The 19001-nt window shown below is 68.0% G+C and carries 19 protein-coding genes; 5 read left to right on the top strand and 14 right to left on the bottom strand.

What is annotated here, in order from left to right; translation table 11 throughout:
- Nucleotides 1-42: 42 nt before the first annotated feature.
- The 6 genes from ACZ1H8_RS17100 to ACZ1H8_RS17075 all read right to left on the bottom strand — a co-directional run bounded on the left by ACZ1H8_RS17100 (nt 43) and on the right by ACZ1H8_RS17075 (nt 6309).
- Nucleotides 43-2031 (bottom strand): acetyl/propionyl/methylcrotonyl-CoA carboxylase subunit alpha, encoded by a 1989-nt coding sequence (locus ACZ1H8_RS17100; RefSeq protein ID WP_465178415.1) that lies wholly within the window; start codon nt 2029-2031, stop codon nt 43-45.
- Entirely contained in the window at nt 2028-2342 is a 315-nt protein-coding gene (locus ACZ1H8_RS17095) for a DUF3088 family protein (protein ID WP_465178414.1), read from the bottom strand. Before ACZ1H8_RS17095 ends, ACZ1H8_RS17100 begins: the two co-directional genes overlap by 4 nt.
- Nucleotides 2339-2836 carry a nuclear transport factor 2 family protein gene (locus ACZ1H8_RS17090; protein ID WP_465178413.1) on the bottom strand — a complete coding sequence of 166 codons (498 nt, stop codon included), beginning with the start codon at nt 2834-2836 and terminating at the stop codon, nt 2339-2341. Before ACZ1H8_RS17090 ends, ACZ1H8_RS17095 begins: the two co-directional genes overlap by 4 nt.
- Before the next feature lie 92 nt (nt 2837-2928).
- Nucleotides 2929-3279: an endonuclease domain-containing protein gene (locus ACZ1H8_RS17085; RefSeq protein WP_465178412.1), complete on the bottom strand. Its 351-nt coding sequence runs from the start codon at nt 3277-3279 to the stop codon at nt 2929-2931.
- Nucleotides 3280-3410: 131 nt separating this feature from the next.
- Nucleotides 3411-5012 (bottom strand): carboxyl transferase domain-containing protein, encoded by a 1602-nt coding sequence (locus tag ACZ1H8_RS17080; RefSeq protein ID WP_465178410.1) that lies wholly within the window; start codon nt 5010-5012, stop codon nt 3411-3413.
- A 145-nt stretch (nt 5013-5157) separates the two neighbouring features.
- Nucleotides 5158-6309 carry an isovaleryl-CoA dehydrogenase gene (locus tag ACZ1H8_RS17075; protein ID WP_465178409.1) on the bottom strand — a complete coding sequence of 384 codons (1152 nt, stop codon included), beginning with the start codon at nt 6307-6309 and terminating at the stop codon, nt 5158-5160.
- Nucleotides 6310-6401: 92 nt separating this feature from the next.
- Between ACZ1H8_RS17075 and ACZ1H8_RS17070 the strand changes: the two genes are divergently transcribed.
- A complete protein-coding gene (locus tag ACZ1H8_RS17070) occupies nt 6402-7292 on the top strand; it encodes a LysR family transcriptional regulator (RefSeq protein ID WP_465178408.1) in 891 nt (296 codons plus the stop codon).
- A 477-nt stretch (nt 7293-7769) separates the two neighbouring features.
- Here ACZ1H8_RS17070 and fghA read toward each other — a convergent pair whose 3' ends face one another.
- From fghA to ACZ1H8_RS17035, 7 genes are all read right to left on the bottom strand, one after another.
- A complete protein-coding gene (fghA, locus tag ACZ1H8_RS17065) occupies nt 7770-8612 on the bottom strand; it encodes an S-formylglutathione hydrolase (RefSeq protein ID WP_465178407.1) in 843 nt (280 codons plus the stop codon).
- Nucleotides 8613-8759: 147 nt separating this feature from the next.
- On the bottom strand, nt 8760-9911 hold the full coding sequence (locus ACZ1H8_RS17060) for a winged helix-turn-helix domain-containing protein (RefSeq protein WP_465178406.1): 1152 nt from the start codon (nt 9909-9911) through the stop codon (nt 8760-8762).
- Nucleotides 9908-10783: an N-acetylmuramic acid 6-phosphate etherase gene (locus ACZ1H8_RS17055; RefSeq protein WP_465178405.1), complete on the bottom strand. Its 876-nt coding sequence runs from the start codon at nt 10781-10783 to the stop codon at nt 9908-9910. Before ACZ1H8_RS17055 ends, ACZ1H8_RS17060 begins: the two co-directional genes overlap by 4 nt.
- Before the next feature lie 8 nt (nt 10784-10791).
- On the bottom strand, nt 10792-11664 hold the full coding sequence (locus ACZ1H8_RS17050) for a glucosamine kinase nucleotide-binding domain-containing protein (RefSeq protein ID WP_465178404.1): 873 nt from the start codon (nt 11662-11664) through the stop codon (nt 10792-10794).
- 52 nt (nt 11665-11716) lie between these two features.
- Nucleotides 11717-14302, bottom strand: a complete 2586-nt coding sequence (gene mprF, locus ACZ1H8_RS17045; protein ID WP_465178403.1) for a bifunctional lysylphosphatidylglycerol flippase/synthetase MprF — start codon at nt 14300-14302, stop codon at nt 11717-11719.
- A 6-nt stretch (nt 14303-14308) separates the two neighbouring features.
- On the bottom strand, nt 14309-14725 hold the full coding sequence (locus ACZ1H8_RS17040) for a DUF2147 domain-containing protein (RefSeq protein ID WP_465178402.1): 417 nt from the start codon (nt 14723-14725) through the stop codon (nt 14309-14311).
- Nucleotides 14722-15483: an AcvB/VirJ family lysyl-phosphatidylglycerol hydrolase gene (locus ACZ1H8_RS17035; protein WP_465178400.1), complete on the bottom strand. Its 762-nt coding sequence runs from the start codon at nt 15481-15483 to the stop codon at nt 14722-14724. The genes ACZ1H8_RS17040 and ACZ1H8_RS17035 overlap by 4 nt, the downstream gene beginning before the upstream one ends.
- Before the next feature lie 144 nt (nt 15484-15627).
- Between ACZ1H8_RS17035 and ACZ1H8_RS17030 the strand changes: the two genes are divergently transcribed.
- Genes ACZ1H8_RS17030 through ACZ1H8_RS17015 form a run of 4 tightly spaced genes read left to right on the top strand, consistent with a single transcriptional unit; the run spans nt 15628 to nt 18670 of the window.
- On the top strand, nt 15628-16188 hold the full coding sequence (locus ACZ1H8_RS17030) for a DUF1003 domain-containing protein (RefSeq protein WP_465178399.1): 561 nt from the start codon (nt 15628-15630) through the stop codon (nt 16186-16188).
- Nucleotides 16185-16622, top strand: coding sequence for a PDZ domain-containing protein (locus tag ACZ1H8_RS17025; protein ID WP_465178398.1), 438 nt, complete (start codon nt 16185-16187; stop codon nt 16620-16622). Before ACZ1H8_RS17030 ends, ACZ1H8_RS17025 begins: the two co-directional genes overlap by 4 nt.
- Nucleotides 16612-17295, top strand: coding sequence for a response regulator transcription factor (locus ACZ1H8_RS17020; protein ID WP_465178397.1), 684 nt, complete (start codon nt 16612-16614; stop codon nt 17293-17295). The genes ACZ1H8_RS17025 and ACZ1H8_RS17020 overlap by 11 nt, the downstream gene beginning before the upstream one ends.
- Before the next feature lies 1 nt (nt 17296).
- Nucleotides 17297-18670 carry a sensor histidine kinase gene (locus ACZ1H8_RS17015; protein ID WP_465178396.1) on the top strand — a complete coding sequence of 458 codons (1374 nt, stop codon included), beginning with the start codon at nt 17297-17299 and terminating at the stop codon, nt 18668-18670.
- Here ACZ1H8_RS17015 and ACZ1H8_RS17010 read toward each other — a convergent pair.
- Nucleotides 18652-18984: a hypothetical protein gene (locus ACZ1H8_RS17010; protein WP_465178394.1), complete on the bottom strand. Its 333-nt coding sequence runs from the start codon at nt 18982-18984 to the stop codon at nt 18652-18654. The two genes, ACZ1H8_RS17015 and ACZ1H8_RS17010, sit on opposite strands and share 19 nt — an antisense overlap.
- Nucleotides 18985-19001: the final 17 nt, after the last annotated feature.

The following is a 19001-nucleotide window of genomic DNA, read 5'->3' as shown; positions in this document are numbered from 1 at the left end:
CAGGCGCTTAGGGGTTGCGGGTGATTCCCGCTAGTGCCCGCGTCACTCGCCCGCCGGTTCGACCCGCACCAGCACGCTGCCCTCGGTCACCTGGGCCCCGGTCGACGCATTCAGCTCGGCAATAGTGCCGTCGAACGGCGCGGTCAGGCCATGCTCCATCTTCATCGCCTCCAGCGTCAGCAGCCGCTGGCCCTTGGTCACCGCCTCGCCCGCCGCGACCTCGACCGCGGTGACCCGGCCCGGCATCGGCGCCAGCACCGCGCCGTCCGACGCCGCCCCTGCCCCGGCCGATCCGCGCGGTTCGGCGATGCGCACCGCAAACAGGTCGGCGGCGCGAGAGACCAGCACCGCGTCGCCCCAGGCGGTCAGCTCGATCGGCCGCCCGGCATCGCGCCCCTCGCCCACGCCGCGCTCGTCATATTCGTAGATCGGTCCGATCTCGCGCGCATCGAACTCGACGACGCTGACCTCGCCCAGGCTCTCGACCGCGACCCGCACCCTGGCTGGTGCGTTCAGGCGGAAACCGGCCAGCCCGACCGGGTCCCGCCGGTCCTCCTCGGTCGACAGAATCATGCCGGTCCAGAAGCTGGGCGGCGTCTCGTCGCGCTGGGTCATGTAGAGCCCGGCGGCGGCGGCGCGGATCATGTCGTCATCGGCGCGCTCGGGCCCGCGCAGGTCGTCGAGGCGCTGCTCGATCAGCCCGGTGGTGACCGCGCCGCTGCGCACCGCGTCCAGGCTCAGCAGCCGGTCGAGGAACCCCGCATTGGTCCGCACCGGCCAGACGAGCATCGATCCCGCCGCGGTCGCCAGCCCCTCCAGCGCCGCCTCGCGCGTCTCGCGGTGGACGATCAGCTTGGCGATCATCGGGTCATAATAGGGACTGACCTCCGCCCCCTGCTCCACCCCGGTATCGATCCGCAGACCGTCATCCTCGGGAAAGCTCAGCAGGTCGAGCGGCCCGATCGAGGGCAGGAAGCCGCGATCGGCATCCTCGGCATAGAGCCGCGCCTCGACGGCCCAGCCGTCGATCACGAGTTCGTCCTGCCGCTTCGGCAGCGGCTCGCCACTCGCCACGCGCAATTGCCACTCGACCAGGTCCTGGCCGGTGATCGCCTCGGTCACCGGATGCTCGACCTGGAGCCGCGTGTTCATTTCCATGAACCAGATGCGGTCGGAACGCAGTCCATTACTTGCATCTGCAATGAATTCGATGGTCCCGGCGCCGACATAATCGACCGCCTTGGCCGCGCGCACCGCCGCGGCACAGATCGCCTCGCGCGTCTCGGCATCCATCCCCGGCGCCGGTGCTTCCTCGATCACCTTCTGGTGTCGCCGCTGCAGCGAACAATCGCGCTCGAACAGGTGGACGACATCGCCATGGCTGTCGCCGAACACCTGCACCTCGATGTGCCGCGGCGAGAGGATGTACTTCTCCAGCAGCACCCGGTCGTCCCCGAAGGACGACGCCGCCTCGCGCTTGCAGCTGGCCAGCGCGTCCATGAACGCTGCCGCCTCGTCGACGCGGCGCATCCCCTTGCCGCCGCCGCCGGCGACTGCCTTGATCAGCACCGGATAGCCGATCGCATCGGCCTCGGCCTTCAGCCGCTCGGGCGATTGGTCGTCGCCGAGATAGCCGGGGGTGACCGGCACGTTGGCCGCGATCATCCGCGCCTTGGCCGCGTCCTTCAGCCCCATGGCACGGATGCTGTACGGTTTTGGCCCGACCCAGACGAGGCCCGCGGCGATCACCGCCTCGGCGAAGTCGGCATTCTCCGACAGGAAGCCATAACCGGGGTGGATCGCCTCCGCGCCGGTCGCCTGCGCCGCGGCGATGATCTTCTCGCCGACCAGATAGGACTCGCGCGGCGGCGCCGGGCCGATCGCGACTGCCTGGTCTGCCAGTTGCACGTGCAGCGCCTGCGCGTCGGCGTCGGAGTGAACCGCGATCGTGCGGATCCCCAGCGCGCGCGCGGTGCGGATGATGCGGCAGGCGATCTCGCCGCGATTGGCGATTAGCAAGGACTGGATCATGGATGTCGTTCCGGAAAGCCGTGGCGGGTGTGCAGCGCCGCGAGCAGCGCCTCGATCTCGTTGATGAACCCGCCCTCGGCGAAGGCGAGCGCGGGCAGATTCTGATTGGCCTCGCCGATCGCATCGACCACCGCGGCGCGCGGGCGCGGCCAGGGCACGCGGACCAGCTCGATCCCCGCCGCACGGTCGGGAAAGGCGGCGAGCAGCCCTTCGACGGTGATGCAGTCCTTGCAATAGAAGCGCCGCCCCGGATGCGCCGGATCGGTCACATCGGTCTCGAGCACGAACAGCCGGTCGCGTGCGGCGGTCATGCCGGGCAGCCCGTGCTGCGCTGGTTCCAGCTGAGGTTGACGATCCGCCAGCGTCCGCCTTCGCGGACCAGGTCGGCATGATTGGTGCCGCAATGGCTGACCTTGCCGTCGATCAGGAACACATAGGGCACCCAGACCATCGCCAGGTCGCCATCGACCTCGACCGCCGGGGTGGACAGTCGCTCCTCGAACCGCTCCGGCCCGGGGGCAATCGCCCTGGCCCAGTCGGACCAGCGCTGGTGCGTGATCCGCGGGGCGCCCGCGCCCTGCTCGACGACCGTGACCACGCCTTCGGGCTTGACCAGCGCGAGCGCCGCCTGCCCATCGCGCGCGGCGATGGCGCGGGTCAGCGCGGTGATGGGAGCCATGACAGCCGCCGCATCGGGGTCGTCATAGGGGAGCGGGTTGGCCGGGGGGAGCTTGGGGGTCGGCGTGGTCTGGGCCGCAGCGATGCCCGGGGCAAGGAGCGCGGCGGCGAGGAGGAGGTGGCGCATTATAGACCCTTCTTTACGGCCTGACACATTTGAGCGAGCTGAGAAGGGACAATCCCCACCCCGTTGCGAGAAGGAATGGCTGAAGATTCCCATCACTCCTCCCCGGAACGGGGAGGGGGACCGTCCGAAGGACGGTGGAGGGGTCCCCGCTCGCGGCACGCCGCAAGGATGCCGGCGATCACTGCTTCCAAATCGCCCAGTACCTCACGCGCGGGGATGCGCACCGTATGAAAGCCACGCTCAGCCAGGATGCGGTCGCGCGCGACGTCTCGCTCGGGCCGGTCGCCCCGGTCATGGCTCTCCCCATCGACTTCAATGGCCAGCCGCGCCTCAAGGCAGGCAAAGTCCAACAGATAGGGCGGCTGTGGATGCTGGCGACGAAAACGGAACCCGCCCGGGCGTTTGCGCAGGGCTTGCCACAGGAGCACTTCTGGAAGCTCCATTTTCCGGCGCGCTTGTCGCGCAGCTCGCACATCACGGATCGGCGCGCGGAGGATGGGTGGAACCCCTCCACCGTCCTGCGGACGGTTCCCCTCCCCGTTCCGGGGAGGAATTGGGGCCGGCGCCTCTCTCATCACATCCGGAACACGCCGAACTGCGCGCGCTCCGGGATCGGGGCGTTCAGCGTCGCGCTGAACGCCAGGCCCAGCACGTCGCGGGTCTGCGCGGGGTCGATGATGCCGTCGTCCCACAGGCGCGCGGTGGCGTGCCAGGGATTGCCTTCCTCTTCGTAGCGCGCGCGGATCGGGGCCTTGAACGCCTCGGCCTGTTCGGGTGTCCAGCTGTCGGCGTCGCGGTGGACGGTCGCCAGGACGCTGGCCGCCTGTTCGCCGCCCATCACCGAGATGCGGCTGTTGGGCCAGCTGAACAGGAAGCGCGGCGAATAGGCACGGCCGCACATGCCGTAATTGCCGGCGCCGAAGCTGCCGCCGATCAGCACGGTGATCTTGGGCACGCTGGCAGTCGCGACCGCGGTGACCAGCTTGGCGCCGTGCTTGGCGATGCCCTCGGCCTCGTACTTGCCGCCGACCATGAAACCCGAGATGTTCTGGAGAAACAGCAGCGGGATGCGGCGCTGGCAGGCGAGTTCGATGAAGTGTGCGCCCTTGACTGCGCTCTCGCTGAACAGCACGCCGTTGTTCGCCAGGATCGCGACCGGGATGCCCCAGATATGGGCGAAGCCGCAGACCAGCGACGTGCCGTACAGCGCCTTGAACTCGTGAAACTCGCTGCCATCGACCAGGCGGGCGATGATCTCGTGAACGTCATAGGGCGCGCGGACGTCCTGCGGCACGATGCCGTAGATATCCTCCGCGTCGAACTTCGGCGCGCGCACTTCCTGCAGGTTCACATCGGCCTGGCGATCGGGCTGCAGCGTGCTGACAATGTCGCGAACGATGGTCAGCGCATGCTCGTCATTCTCGGCAACGTGATCGACCACGCCCGAACGCCGGCCATGCAGGTCGCCGCCGCCCAGATCCTCGGCGCTGATCACCTCCCCCGTCGCCGCTTTCACCAGCGGCGGGCCGGCGAGGAAGATCGTGCCCTGGTTGCGCACGATGACCGTCTCGTCGGACATCGCGGGGACATAGGCGCCGCCCGCGGTGCAGCTCCCCATGACGCAGGCGATCTGCGGGATGCCCAGCGCCGACATGTTCGCCTGGTTGAAGAAGATGCGGCCGAAATGGTCGCGGTCGGGAAACACCTCGGCCTGATGCGGCAGGTTAGCACCGCCGCTGTCGACCAGATAGATGCATGGCAGGCGGTTCTGCTCGGCAATCTCCTGCGCCCGGAGATGCTTCTTGACCGTCATCGGGTAATAGGTGCCGCCCTTCACCGTGGCATCGTTGCACACGATCATGCAGGTGCGGCCCGACACCCGGCCAATGCCGACGATCAGCCCCGCGCCCGGCACCTCGCCGTCATAGAGGTCGCCTGCGGCGAGCTGGCCGATCTCGAGGAACGGCGCGCCTGGATCGAGCAACCGCTCGACCCGCTCGCGCGGCAACAGCTTGCCTCGCGCGATGTGCCGTTCGCGCGAGGCCGCGCTGCCGCCGAGCGCAGCCGTGGCGACATCGACGCGAAGCTGCTCGGCCAGCGCGCGGTTGTGCGCCGCATTTGCCTTGAAGGCTTCGCTCTCGCTGGAGAGCGCGGTGGTGAGTGTCGGTGCGGTCACTGACTATCCTCCCCGGCACGGGGAGGGGGACCAGCCGCAGGCTGGTGCAGGGTCCCCACCCCGAGCGCAACGTCTGCGGAGGGCCCCCTCCACCGTCGCTTCGCGCCGGTCCCCCTCCCCGTTCCGGGGAGGATCTGAAAGCCCGTCACGAGGCGGCCCCGATCAACTCGCGGCCGATCAGCATGCGGCGGATTTCGTTCGTGCCTGCGCCGATGTCGAGCAGCTTGGCATCGCGGGCGAAGCGTTCGACCGGCCAGTCCTTGGTATAGCCTGCCCCGCCCAGCGCCTGGATCGCCTCCAGCGACACGCGCACCGCATTTTCCGACGCCAGCAGGATCGCGCCCGCCGCGTCGAACCTGGTGGTGCGGCCGGCGTCGCAATTCTTGGCGACGGTGTAGACATAGGCGCGCGCCGAATTGAGCGCGACATACATGTCGGCGACCTTGGCCTGCATCAGCTGGAAGCTGCCGATCGGCTGGCCGAACTGCTTGCGCTCGCGCAGATAGGGGACGACCACGTCGAGGCACGCCTGCATGATGCCCAGCTGGATGCCGGCCAACACGGTGCGCTCATAATCGAGGCCGCTCATCAGCACGCCGACCCCGCCATTGACCGGGCCCATCACATTCTCGTCGGGCACTTCGCAATCGTCGAACACCAGCTCGGCAGTCGGCGATCCGCGCATGCCCATCTTGTCGATCTTCTGGCCGATCGAGAAGCCGGGCATGTCCTTCTGGATCAGGAAGGTGGTGATGCCGCGGCTGCCCTCGCCGGTCTTGGCATAGACGACCAGCGTGTCGGCATAGGCGGCGTTGGTGATCCAGAATTTAGTGCCGTTCAGGACATAGCCGCGGTCGGTCTTCTCCGCGCGCAGCTTCATGCCCACCACGTCGGACCCTGCCCCGCTCTCCGACATGGCCAGGCTGCCGACATGCTCGCCCGAGATCAGCTTGGGGAGATATTTCGCCTTCTGATCGTCATTCGCCCAGCGCGCGATCTGGTTGACGCACAGGTTGGAATGCGCGCCATAGCTGAGGCCGATCGAGGCCGAGGCGCGCGACACTTCCTCGCACGCGATGACATGTTCGAGATAGCCGAGGCCCAGGCCGCCCCATTGCTCGCCCACGGTGATGCCGTGCAGGCCGAGCTCGCCCATCGCGGGCCACAGGTCGCGCGGGAACCAGTCCTCGGCATCGATCTTCGCCGCCAGCGGTTCGATCTGCTCCTTGGCGAAGCGCGCGGTCGTATCGCGGATCATCTCCGCATTCTCGCCGATGCCGAAGTCCAGTTCGCTCATTCAGCCTCTCCAAATCCGTTGCCACCGTCACTAGCACCCGCGCCGACACAAGAGAAATTGAAGGTCTTGGCGGAACATCATAGATGGCATCTATGATCGACCGCTATCTGCTCCGCTATTTCCTGGCCGTGATGGACAGCGGCAATTTCTCCCGCGCGGCGGCGCAGTGCAACGTCTCGCAGCCGACATTGTCTGTCGGCATCGCCAAGCTGGAACGCTTGCTGGGGCGCACCTTATTCCATCGCACGAACCGGCGGGTCGAGCTGACCGAGGCGGGGGTGCAGTTCGCCGGCCATGCGCGGCGGATCGAGAGCGAGTTCGCCGCGGCCGAGCGATCGCTGGTCGGCGACGGCGCGGCGCGGCCGACGCTGCGCCTCGGCATCCTGGCCAGCATCCCCGCCGACTGGATCGGCGCGCTGTCCGCCCGCTTCGCCGAGCGACTGGGCGAGGAGCGGATCGAAGTGTCGGAAGGGCGCGAGGGCGAATTGCTCGAGCGGTTGAAGCGCGGCCGCATCGACGCCGCCCTGACGATCGTGCGCCAGGGCGATGGTGAGGTGCTGCGCAGCGAAGGCTATGCGCTGGCGGTGCCGTCGAGCCACAGGCTGGCGCAGCAGGAGATTGTCGAGGCCGAGGCGCTGGCGGGCGATGTGATGATCGTGCGCCGACACTGCGAATTGCTGGCCGAGACAAGCCGCCACTTCACCGCGCGCGGGGTCCGCCCCTTCTTTACCGCCCGCACGACCAGCGACGACCGCGCGCTGGCAATGGTCCGCGCGGGGCTGGGCGTCACGGTGATGCCGGAGGGCTTCGCGGTGGAGGGCGTCGCGCGCCCTCGACTGGCCGGGTTCGGCCATGTCCGCCAGATCGGGCTGATGCTGGGCGCGCATGTCGCGGATAAGGTTCGCGAAGGGTCGCCGGCGCTGGTTGCTGTGCGAGAGGTGATCGGGGCGCGGTCAGACCATATCGCGGAGGCGGTCGAATAAGCACTTCACCGTCAAACTTCTAGCCGCTGGTCTTGTCTGACGGCCCCATTCCACAGTGGATGGAGTAACAGTGGAGTCACCGCTCAGCAGGGTCACGTCGATGCCCGAGGTCTTCGCCGACAAGGATCGATTTAAGACCTAGGATAGCCGCACGACCGATCCACACGGCGAAGCACGTCAACCATATGAGAAATAGCGGCCCGAATGCGATGCCCAACCCGGGATTGTGATCTCCCGGATATGCCGGGAAGTCCAGCACCCAGCCGATCACCTTTAGTCCCGCCGGCAAGGAAAACAGCAGAATGCCGAAATCTATCCACAAGCGCCAAGTTGGCGACGGCCGCCGGAGCAAACCTGCCCGAAGCACGAGACATATTACCGGGAACAGGCTCGCCAAAATATAGGCCATGTGTCTCTCGCCGCGATGCCCCATTATCCGGCGCATGCGTGACAAACTCAACAAGCTAATTCAGGGCCTCACCCCTTCAGCCGCGCCGCATGCCAGGCAACATGCTCCGGCAAGAACGTCGAGATGAAATAATAGCTGTGGTCGTAGCCCGGCTGCATGCGGAGCGTCAGGTCGATGCCCGCCGCCTTGCAGGCCTCGACCAGTAGCTCGGGCTTGAGCTGTTCGGTCAGGAACTGATCGGCATCGCCCTGGTCGACCAGCAGTTCGGGCACGCGCGCACCGTCCTCGATCAGGGCGCAGGCGTCATAGTCACGCCACGCGGCGCGGTCCTCGCCGAGATAGCCGCCAAGCGCCTTGTGGCCCCAGGGGCATTGGCTGGCAGCGACGATCGGGGAAAAGGCGGAGATCGAGCGGAAGCGGTCCGGATTGCGCAAGCCGGTCGTCAGCGCGCCGTGACCGCCCATCGAATGGCCGGTGATCGACTGGCGGGTGAGATCGGCCATCGGAAACTCGTCGGCGATCAGCGCGGGCAGTTCCTGTTCGATATAGCTGCGCATGTGAAAATGCTCGGCCCAGGGGTCGCGGGTCGCGTCGACATAAAAGCCGGCGCCCTGGCCGAAATCATAGCCTTCGTCGTCGGGCACGCCCTGACCGCGCGGGCTGGTGTCGGGCGCGATCAGGATGATGCCATGTTCGGCGCAGGCGGCGCGGAACTCGCCCTTTTCAGTGACATTGGCGTGGGTGCAGGTCAGGCCCGAGAGATACCAGACGATCGGCAGCGTCGCGCCCTCGGCATGCGGCGGCACATAGACGGAGAAGACCATGTCGGTGCCGGTCGTGGACGCGGCGTGGCGATAGACGCCCTGGGTGCCGCCATGGGCCTTGAAGGTCGACAGGGTTTCGATCGGCATAGGACTGCTCCGCTGGTGGCCGCGCGAGGGGTGCGCGATGTCGGGCGGGGGATCAAGGGTGAATGGCCCCTCTCCTCAGGAGTCCCGGTTTCCGTGGGGGTGGGTTGCTCCCCGTGGAGCAGCAACGGCTGCGGCGGAGCAAAGCTGTTACGCTCGTGTAAGTCCCAGCCAGCTTGCCATTTCGTCGAGTTCTTTTTCCAGTTCCCGCATGGTCTCGCTGGGCGCGCGGGGTTCGAGGTGGATCGACTGGACCAGCAGCCTGCCCGCCTGGCGGTCCGCCTTCAGGTCGACGCGCGCCGCCAGCAGGTCGCCCAGCAGGAAGGGCAGGTCGTAATAGCCGTGGCTGCGCTTGCTGGCGGGGGTGTAGATGCCGATGCGGTAGCGGAAGTCGAACATCCGTTCGGTGCGGTCGCGTTCCCAGATCAGCGGGTCGAACGGGGCGAGCAACGCGCGGGCGGCGATGCGGCGGGGGCGCCTTGCCTCGGGGTGGAGATAGGCGCGGCGGCCCCAGCCGGCGACCTCCACCGGGATCAGGCGACCCGCCTCGACCAGCACAGCGATCGCGGGATCGCCCTGCGCCGGTCTCAGGCGGAAATAGTCACGCAGCTCGGTTGCGGTGGCGACGCCCAGTGCGCGGGCGCCGCGTTCGATCAGCGCCTGGAGCGCATCGGCCTCGTCGGGGGTCGGCAGCTCGAGGATCGCGCGCGGGATCACGCGTTCGGTCAGGTCGTAGACGCGCTCGAAACTGCCGCGGCGGGCCGCGGTGGTGACATGTCCGGCATAGAACAGCCATTCGAGGATGCGCTTGGCATCGCCCCATTCCCACCAGCCGGCGCGGCTGCGGCCCTCCTCGAAGTCGGAGACTGCCATCGGCCCCTGGTCGCGGATCCGGTCGAGCACCGCGACCGCCTCGGCACGACGTTCGGTGGCGAAGACGCGCATCGCCTTCCAGCCGAAGCTGCCGCGATCGGCGCTGGCCATGCGCCAGCGCAGCAGCGGGTGAAGATCGAGCGGCAGCAGCGATGCCTCGTGCGCCCAATATTCGAACATCCGCCGATCGCGCTTCGCGCCCCAGGCGGCGCGGTCGAGCAGGCTGCGATCGTAACTGCCGAGGCGCGAAAAGGCCGGCAGATAATGGGCGCGCGAGACGACGTTGACGCTGTCGATCTGGAAAAGCCCGAGCCGGTCGAGCGTGCGCAGCAGTTGCGCCCTGCCCGGCATGCCCGGCCGCGCGGTGCCGAAACCCTGCGCCGCCAGCGCGATGCGTCGCGCCTGGGCGGCAGTCAGGCGTTCGCTCACCGCTCCAGCGCCTTGCGCAGGCTGCCCCCTGCCGCATCGAGGCGCGCGGCGGCACCCTCCGGCGAGGCACCGCGCGCGATCAGCACAGCCCGGCGGATATCGCCGCCGGCGGCCTCCAGCGCGGCGCCGGCGGCTGCTTCATCGACATCCGCCAGCCGCGCGACCATCGCCCTGCCCCGCAGCTGCAGCTTGGCATTGGCCATGCGCATCGCGACCATCTGGCCGCGATAGACATAGCCCAGACGGATCATGGTTGCGGTCGAGAACAGGTTGAGCGCCGCCTTCTGCGCGGTGCCCGCCTTCATCCGGGTCGAGCCGGCGACGATCTCGCTGCCGGTGTCGACCAGCACCGCATGTTCGGCGGCGCGGAGCAGCGGCGTCTCGGGATTGTTGGCGATGGCGAGGGTCAGCGCGCCTGCCGCGCGTGCCGCCTCGATCGCGGCGACGGTGTAGCGCGTCCGGCCGCTGGCGGCGACGCCGATCACGACATCGTTCGCGCCGACATGGGCGGCGGCAATCTCGGCGCGCGCGGCATCGGCGTCATCCTCGGCACCCTCGACCGCTTCGGTCAGCGCGCGCAGGCCGCCGGCCATCAGATAGACCTGCCGCGCCTCGGGCCAGCCATAGGTCGGGCCGAGCTCGACTCCGTCCTGCACCGCGACCCGGCCCGACGTGCCGGCACCGGCATAGACCAGCCGTCCGCCGGCTCGCAGCCGGTCCGCCGCAGCCTCTGCCGCTGCGGCGATCGCGTCTGCCTGGCCCTGCAGTGCGGCGACCGCTGCCATCTGGCCCTCGATCATTGCCTGGACCGCGGCGCCGGTCGGCCACAGGTCGATATCGGTGAAGCGCGGGTCGATGCTCTCGGTGGACATGGCGGCTTTCAGTGGGAGGCGGCGGCGCGGTAGCCGGCGAGCAGCAGCGCCCCGTCCAGCGGATCGCCCTGCGGCTCGACCAGCTTGGCGGTCGTACGCTCGCGCAGCCAGGGCCGCATGCGCCGCGACAGGCCACCGGCCAGCGCGCAGCGCGGCGCGCCCTGGGCGTAGATCGTCTCGATGAAGATCTCGATATGCTGGGCCGCATCCTCGACGATCGACCGGGCGATCGCATCGTCATTCTCGGCATAGTCCATCACCAGCGGCGCGAGCGCGGCATAGTCCTTGGGCGTCGCCTCATCCATCCAGGCGACGGCGCGCGCGGTCTCGTGTCCGAAACGGGCGGCGACGGCGATCGACAGCGGGGTGCGCTGGGTCCGGCCGTCGAGCGCGCGCAGCGCGTGACGCATCGCACTGAGACCGACCGCGGCCCCGCTGCCCTCGTCGGAGATGGGGAAGCCATAGCCGCCGATCGAGAAGTCGCGGCCGTCGACACGCACCAGCGCGATGCTGCCGGTGCCGATCACCAGCGTCGCGCCGTCGGCGCCGCCATGCGCGCCGATATTGGCGATCACCGCATCGGTTTCATAGGCGACCGAAGCGAAGGGAAAGTCGAGATCGACCAGGCTGTCGCGAATGCCGGGGCGCGAGATGCCGGCAATGCCCATGCCGGCGCGGATCGTGCGGACCTGATCCGCACCCAGCCCGGCCGCCTCGATCGCCTGCGCCGCGGCGTCCCAAAGGGTGGCATAGAGCAGGTCCATCCCGATCCGGGCATTGGCCGGCCCGGTCTCCCCGGTGCCGAGGACCTTCCCGCCGGCGTCGATCAGGCGGCTGCGGCAATGGCTCCCGCCCGCATCGATGCCGAGATAATAGACCATGGCCGGTTCCTCTTCGCTGACCCGGTGGGGGTCAAGCGAAATCGGGGTGGGATCAGGCTACCAATCGCAACTTGCGCGCGGCGCTGCGTTTGCCGCCGCCGATCAGCGTCTGGAGGTCGATCATCCCGCGCGCCAGCCCCAGCCCGTGCGGCCCGGCGATGTAGCGCGGCGACCAGACCGGGCCGAACTTCTCCTTATAGGCACGCAGCCCCTCGAACCCGTAAAAGGCGTCGCCATGGCGGTAGAGCAGCCCGCCGATCCGAGCCCAGACCGGCGCGAGGCGGCGGGACTCGATGCCCGACAGTGGCGCCATGCCGAGGTTGAACCAGCGATAGCCCTGACCCTTGCCCCATTGCATGAGGCGAACGAACAGAAAGTCCATCGTGCCGTACGGCATGTCGTCGAGGTGCCGCATCAGGTCGACCGACAGCTCCTCGCGATTCTCGGTCGCCCAGATATTGGCGAAGGCGACGATCCGCCCCCCTGCCCTGACGACCGCACAGTCGAACCGACCGAGATAGGCGGGGTCGAACCGCCCGACCGAGAAGGATTTCTCGCTTTGCCCCTTGGCGGCAAGCCAGGCATCGGACACCGCGCGCAGCTCGGGCAGGACCGTGTCCATCGCATCGGCGGGGATGATGGCGAACTCCGCGCCCTCACGCGCCGCGCGGCGATCGGCATGGCGCAGCGACTTCATGTCGGGCCCGTCCATGGTGAACGCCTGCAGGTCGACGCGCGCCTCCTCGCCATATTTCGCAAGCTGGAGACCCAGGTCGATTGCGATCGGCAACGCATCGGTCGAGATCTGATAGAGGAGCAACCGGCCCTGCGCCGCATCGGCCATCTCGCGCAACTGCCACAGCAGTTCGCCCCACTGCTCGCGCGGGCCGACCGGATCGCCCATCACGATCCAGGTCTGGCCCTGCACTTGGTACATGAGGACGGTATCGCCGCTGTCGGAACGCAGGAAGCGCTTGTCGCCGGTATAGGCCAGCAGTGCGTCGGTGCGGTTGGACTGGGCGAGCGCGACCTCGGGCAAGGCGGCATCGGGCTCGACCCGTTCTGCCCGGGGCGGGCGAGCATGGCCGAACCAGTCCCAGATCACCACGCACAGCAGCACCACGGCAGACCCGAAGCTGGCGCGCAGGAAGCGCGAGGCATCGCCCTTCCAGGCGAAATGCCACCACATCTCGCTTTGATAATCGACATGCTTGAAGGCGAAGAAGCCGATCCAGGTCGCCAGCCCGACCGCGAGCAGTACCGACACCAGCGAGCGCGGCGATCCGATCGCGCTGGTCAGCGCGGTCTTGCGATAGAAAGCACCATGCGAGAGCTGGAGCAGGCCGGCGATGACCAGCAGGATCGTCGCCTCCTCATAATCTACCCCCTTGGTGAGCGAGAAGATCGCGCCGGCGATGAGCAGTGCGCGGCACATGTGGAAGGCCGCATCGAGCCGTCGATACAGGCCCGGCGCGATCAGCAGCAACGCGGTGCCCGCCAGGCTGGCGGCGATGTGCGACGCTTCGATAAAGGGCAGCGGGGCGAAGGCGTGAAGCGCGCGCAGCCGGTGGGGAATGGCGGGCAGCGATCCCGAGACGAGCAGCACGAGCCCGCCGACGAACACCAGGGCCGACAGGACCGTGGGCGCAAGGCCGCCCAGCGCCATCTGCATCGCGCCCATCGCGGTCGCCAGCGGCTGACGCAGGCGGCGGCGCTCATGAATTGCGAGCATCGCCGCGGCGACGATCAGCGGCAGGATGTAATAGACGACGCGGTAGAGGATCAGCGCCGCCAGGATGTGCGACGGCTCGACCCCCGGCATGACGGCGATGATCACCGCCTCGAACACGCCGACGCCGCCGGGGACATGGGTGACCAGCGCGGCGATGATCGCCAGCGCATAGCCGAGGAAGAAGATCGGGAACTGCCCCGCACTGGCGCCGGGGACGAGCACCAGCAGCGCCGCGCTGGCCGCGGCCAGGTCGAGCGCGGAGATGGCGATCTGGGCCAATGCCTGGTGGCGGGCCGGCAGGTTGAAGCGCCAGCGCAGCACCCGCACTTCGCGCGTCTGGCTGCGCAGCGTGAACAGGACCGCGACCGCGACCGCGAGTATCGCCAGCCCCAGCCCGCGCTGGACCCCGCCGGGGATCGCCAGGCCGGCCAGGTCGAGCCTGCCGCCATGGACGCTGAGCGCGACGCCAGCCATCACGAAGATGCCCGACCAGAAGGTCACGCTGGCCGTCGCGATCACCCGGACGATGTCGGGCGTCTCCAGCCCCGCCGCGCTGTACACCCGGTACCGCGCCGATCCACCGGTCAGCAGCGCGAAGCCGAAATTATGGCTGAGCGTGTAGCTGGTCAGCGAGGCGAGTGCTGCGGTGCGATAGGGCAAGGGCTTGCCGACGATCCGCAGCGCCAGCACGTCGTAGAAGGTCAGCATCAGATAGCTGGCCGCGGTCAGCAGCACCGCGGCCACCAGCTGCCAGGCGCTGACCGCCGAGATGGCATGGCGCACGTCGCGCCAACGGACCTCGCTCAGCAGCGCATGGAGCGCAGCGAAGCCGAGCACTGCCAGAACCAGGACCGCGACCGCCTGGATCGCGATACGGTGGCGGCGATAAAGGCTCGCGGCGGACATGGCGGATCAGGCCCGCTGCCAGATCTGCGACTTGCAGATCCATCCGCCCAGGATGCAGCCACTGATCTTCAGGCTGTTCGGCCCCTGTTGCTGAATCGTCGAATAATAGCTGCGGCCCATGTCGGGGACATAGACCCGGCCCTGCCATTTGCCCTGCCCCGTCGAATGATAGTCCTGGAGCAGTTCGGTGCCGATCAGCTTGGTGACGCCGCTGTCGCTGGCGTCCTTCAGCGCCTGGGGGCTGGCCCAGACGACCCAGCCGCACAATTTGTCACCGCACGGCCCGGTCTTCACCTTCACGCTGCCATGCGGGTTGACCCAGGTGCCGTCGACGCCGCTGGCCGGCGCCTGGGCAGCGAGCGGCGCGGATGCCAGGGCGATCGCGCCGATTGCGGCCGCAGCCGCGATGCGAAGCAGTTTCATGATCTGTTTCCCTTCAGCGAATTGGGAGCCGGGTCGGATGCGACCACTGCCTGATGCAGCACGCGGTACAGTGCGTCGGAGTCATAGTTGAGATAATGGTTACCCGGCAGCGCGACGCGCCGCATGTTGGGCTGGGTCAGCTTGGGGCACAGGCTGTCCTTTTCGGCGGCGCCCTGGACGCACAGCGCGCGGATCCAGGTCAGCTGCTGCGCGGTCGGCAACGCCGCCGCATCGGGCTTGGAGAAGGTCAGCATCTCGGCGGGGCTCGCCTGATAATAGACGGTATCGGTCGGCACGACGAGCGCGACCAACTGAACCTTGGCGCGCAGGTCGGCGGGAAGTGCGGTCAGGCCGACATGCAGCATGTCGGCGCCGAAGGACTGGCCGATCAGAACGACATGGTCGACATTGGGCAGGGCAAGCGCGCGTTCCACCGATTCCTTGATCAACGCGTGCACTTCTTCGGGTGTGCGGCGCGTGCGAAAATAGGCAAGCGAGCTGACGCCCAGCACCGGCACGCCGTCAGCGGTGAAGCCCTTGGCGATCGGTGGGCCCATGCCGACCCGGAACCCCATGTCCCCCGACACGATCACCACGGCCAGTCCGCGCTCGGCCGGTGCGGTCGGTCCGGTCGCCGGCATCTCGAAGAATACCGGGCCACCCAGATAGCCGATATAGCGCAGCCAGCCGGTCGCCGCCCCCAGCACGATCAGCAGGGCGGCAATCGAGATCCACAGGGCACGACGCGGTTTGCGCATCACATCTTCCTATCCGTTCGAGCGTCCTCGCTATCCGCGTGCCGGTGGCGTGGCGGTGACCGGATCATGACCAAAGCTTAACGTGACTTGCCCACCCCCGAAGACCATCTCTTCATAGGTAGTTGATGCCGCAGGAGCAGACCGATGACCGAGGGAGAGATCCACGATCTGGCGCGCACGCTGCTCGCAAAGTCTTCGGACGCGCTCGATCCCGAGGAGCAGAATGTGCTACTCGGGATCCAGAACCATAGCCCGATCAGCCGCGACGCGGCCGACATCTCCGACGAGCGGGCGACCCGCGGCGAGCGGCTGGCCGACAAGGTCGCCGCGATCGGCGGCTCCTGGGGCTTCATCATCGGCTTCGCGCTGGTGCTGTTTGCCTGGGTCCTGCTCAACACCGATGTACTGCGTCACCTCGGGCTGGTCTTCGATCCCTACCCCTTCATCTTCCTCAACCTGATGCTCTCGATGCTAGCTGCGGTGCAGGCGCCGATCATCATGATGAGCCAGAACCGCCAGGCGGCGAAGGACCGGCTGGCGGCGAGCCTCGACTTCGAGGTCAATCTGCGCGCCGAGCTGGAGATTCTGCGCCTGCACGAGAAGCTGGATCGCGGCGTGGTCGACCGGCTCGACCAGCTCGAGGCACGACTGTCACAGCTGATGGCGGCGCTCGATCGCGGTACGCTCAGGGCGTCGACGACATGACGGTCGAGGCGCACACGGGCCCGGGCGCCGCGACGCGCAGCCGGGGCCTGCCCGGCTTCGCCCTGATCGTCGCGCTGGCGGTAGCCGTCGGCGTGGTCCTGTTGCTCGTCTGGTCGGGATGGGTCGCGCCGTCGCGCAGCATCGATGGCCAGACCGATGCGCTGTTCCCCGGATTCACCGCCGAGAGCTCGGCCTGCCCGGCCGGCGGACTGGTCGTCACCAGCCTGCGCTCCGACAGCGAGGCGGCGGGTGACGGGATCGAGGTCGGCGACTGCATCGTCGCGATCGATGGAAGGCGCATCGAGACGCTGGATCAGGCACGCCGCTATCTGCATAATGACGCGAAGCCGGCCCTCAGCCTCGAGCTGGTCCATGACCAGCAGCGGCGGCAATTGAGGCTGGCGCGCAATTCGGGTGGGGCAAATGGGACATAAGCTGCTGGTGGTCGAGGATGACGAGGCGACCGCCGCCTATATTTCCAAGGGCATGTCGGAAGAGGGGTTCACCGTCGATCGCGCCGATAATGGCCGCGACGGCCTGTTCCTGGCCAGCGACGGCAGCTACGACGCGATCGTGCTCGACCGGATGCTGCCGGGGATGGACGGCATGGCCGTGCTCGGCGCACTGCGCGCGGCCAAGATCGAAACCCCGGTCATCATCCTGTCCGCGCTTGGTACGCCCGACGACCGGGTCGAGGGGCTGACCGGCGGTGCGCACGACTATCTGGTCAAACCCTTCGCCTTTGCCGAACTGCTGGCGCGGGTGCGCCTGCTGCTGCGTAAGGCTGGTGCCGGCGACGGCGCGATCACCCGGCTCGTCTGCGGCGATCTGGAAATGGATCTGCTGTCGCGCCGGGTGAAGCGCGGCGGACGTCCGGTCGACTTGCAGCCGCGCGAATTCCGGCTGCTCGAATATTTCCTGCGTCATCCCGACCAGGTCATTACCCGCACGATGCTACTGGAAGGCGTGTGGGACTATCATTTCGACCCCGGAACGAACGTGATCGACGTGCACGTCAGCCGGCTCCGCAAGAAGCTGGACGACGGTAGCACGCCGATGCTTCAGACGATCCGCGGCGCGGGATACCGCCTCAGCCCGGCGGCCTGACATGGCCCTCCGCTGGGGGCCGCTGACCCGGTCGGTCACCGCACGCTTCGTCATCGTTGCCTTTCTGGTCCAGCTGGTCGTGACCGGCGGCATCCTGTTGTTCGTCCAGCAGGCGAGCCAGCGCGCCTTGGCCAGCGAGCAGCAGACGCTGGTCGGTGAGCTGCGCGACGAGCTTCTCTCGGCGTGGCGCTCGGGCGGAGAGGACGGGCTGCGCCGCATCATCGATGCGCGGCTCGGCACGCGCGGCACGCCGCCGGTGATCCTGCTGGCCAACGCCCAGGGCGACGCCATCGCCGGCAACCTGGGTGCCTGGCCGACGGTCATTCCCTATCAGACCGACTGGCGCACCATCGAACTCTATCGCACGGGCAGCGATCGGCCGGAACTGATGGCGGTGACCGCGACTGCCCTGCCCGGCGGCCGCCGGCTGCTCGCCGGCCATGTGATCGATTCCAGCATCCGGCTCGCGCGGCTCAATCAGGAAGCGCTGACCGCTGCGCTGGTGATCGGCATCGTTCTGGCGTTGCTGAGCGCCCTCCTGATCGGTCGCGTGCTGTCGCGGCAGATTCAGGCGGTCGTCGCCACCGCGCGCGACGTCGGCAAAGGTGCGCTGGGCCGGCGTGTGCCGCTGGACGGGAGCGGCGACGCGTTCGACGCGCTTGGCCAGTCGGTCAATGCGATGCTCGACCGGATCGAGGCACTGGTGTCGCAACTCCGGATGATGACCGACGGGCTGGCGCACGACTTGCGCTCGCCGGTCACCCGACTGAAGGTCGTGCTCGAGAATGCGATCGTCGAGACCGAGGATCCCGCTGCCCTGGCCGCACTGGAGCGTGTTTCTTCGGAGGCGGAGACGCTGCTTGGCATGCTTTCCACCGCGCTTCTCATCAGTCGCGCGGAGGCCGGGATCGGCCGCGATCGCTTCGTCGATACCGATGCCGGCGCGCTTCTGGAGGATCTGGCCGAGGTCTATGGCCCGCTGGCCGAGGATCGCGGCTTCGCGATCGAGGTCATGGCGGACATGGGACTGCGCCTGCCGCTCCACCGCGAACTGATCAGCCAGGCGATCGGCAATCTGATCGAGAATGCCACCAAATATGCCGAGGGCGGCCAGACGATTCAGCTTATCGCCTCGCGCCGCGGCGACCGGGTCGCACTGATGGTGGCCGATGACGGGCCCGGCATTCCCGAACATCGCCGGGCGGAAGCGCTCAGCCGGTTTGGACGACTGGACCCGTCGCGTCACGTAGCCGGCTCTGGCCTCGGCCTGTCACTGGTCGAGGCGGTCGCGCGGCTGCATCAGGGCAGTTTCGCGCTGGAGGACAATGCACCCGGGCTCCGCGCGGTGCTGTGTCTTCACCCCGCCAGCACATAGGTGATCACCAGCGCAACCACGGTCATCAGGATCATCGCCATGATGAAGGTCAGGTCGGCGATCTGTTCCAGCCAGTGGAGCCTGGAATCGGACTCGGTACGCAGCGCGAAATAGGATGTGAGCGTCGCGATCAGGAACAGCACCGAGTCGATCGACAGCAGGTCGTCGGCGATGGTCCCGGTGCTGCGGATCGAGACCACCACGCGCAGGATGCCGACCGCGGTCAGGCAGACACCCACCATCGCGGCGGCGATCGGACAGATCATCCTGCAGGCCCGCTCGCTGAGCGCGCGCTGGCTTTGTCGCTTGTGCATCCGCTCGATCCCCTTGG

The organism is Sphingomonas sp. BL-S-25, assembly GCF_055521555.1.
This window is presented reverse-complemented; position numbering and strand designations above follow the sequence as displayed.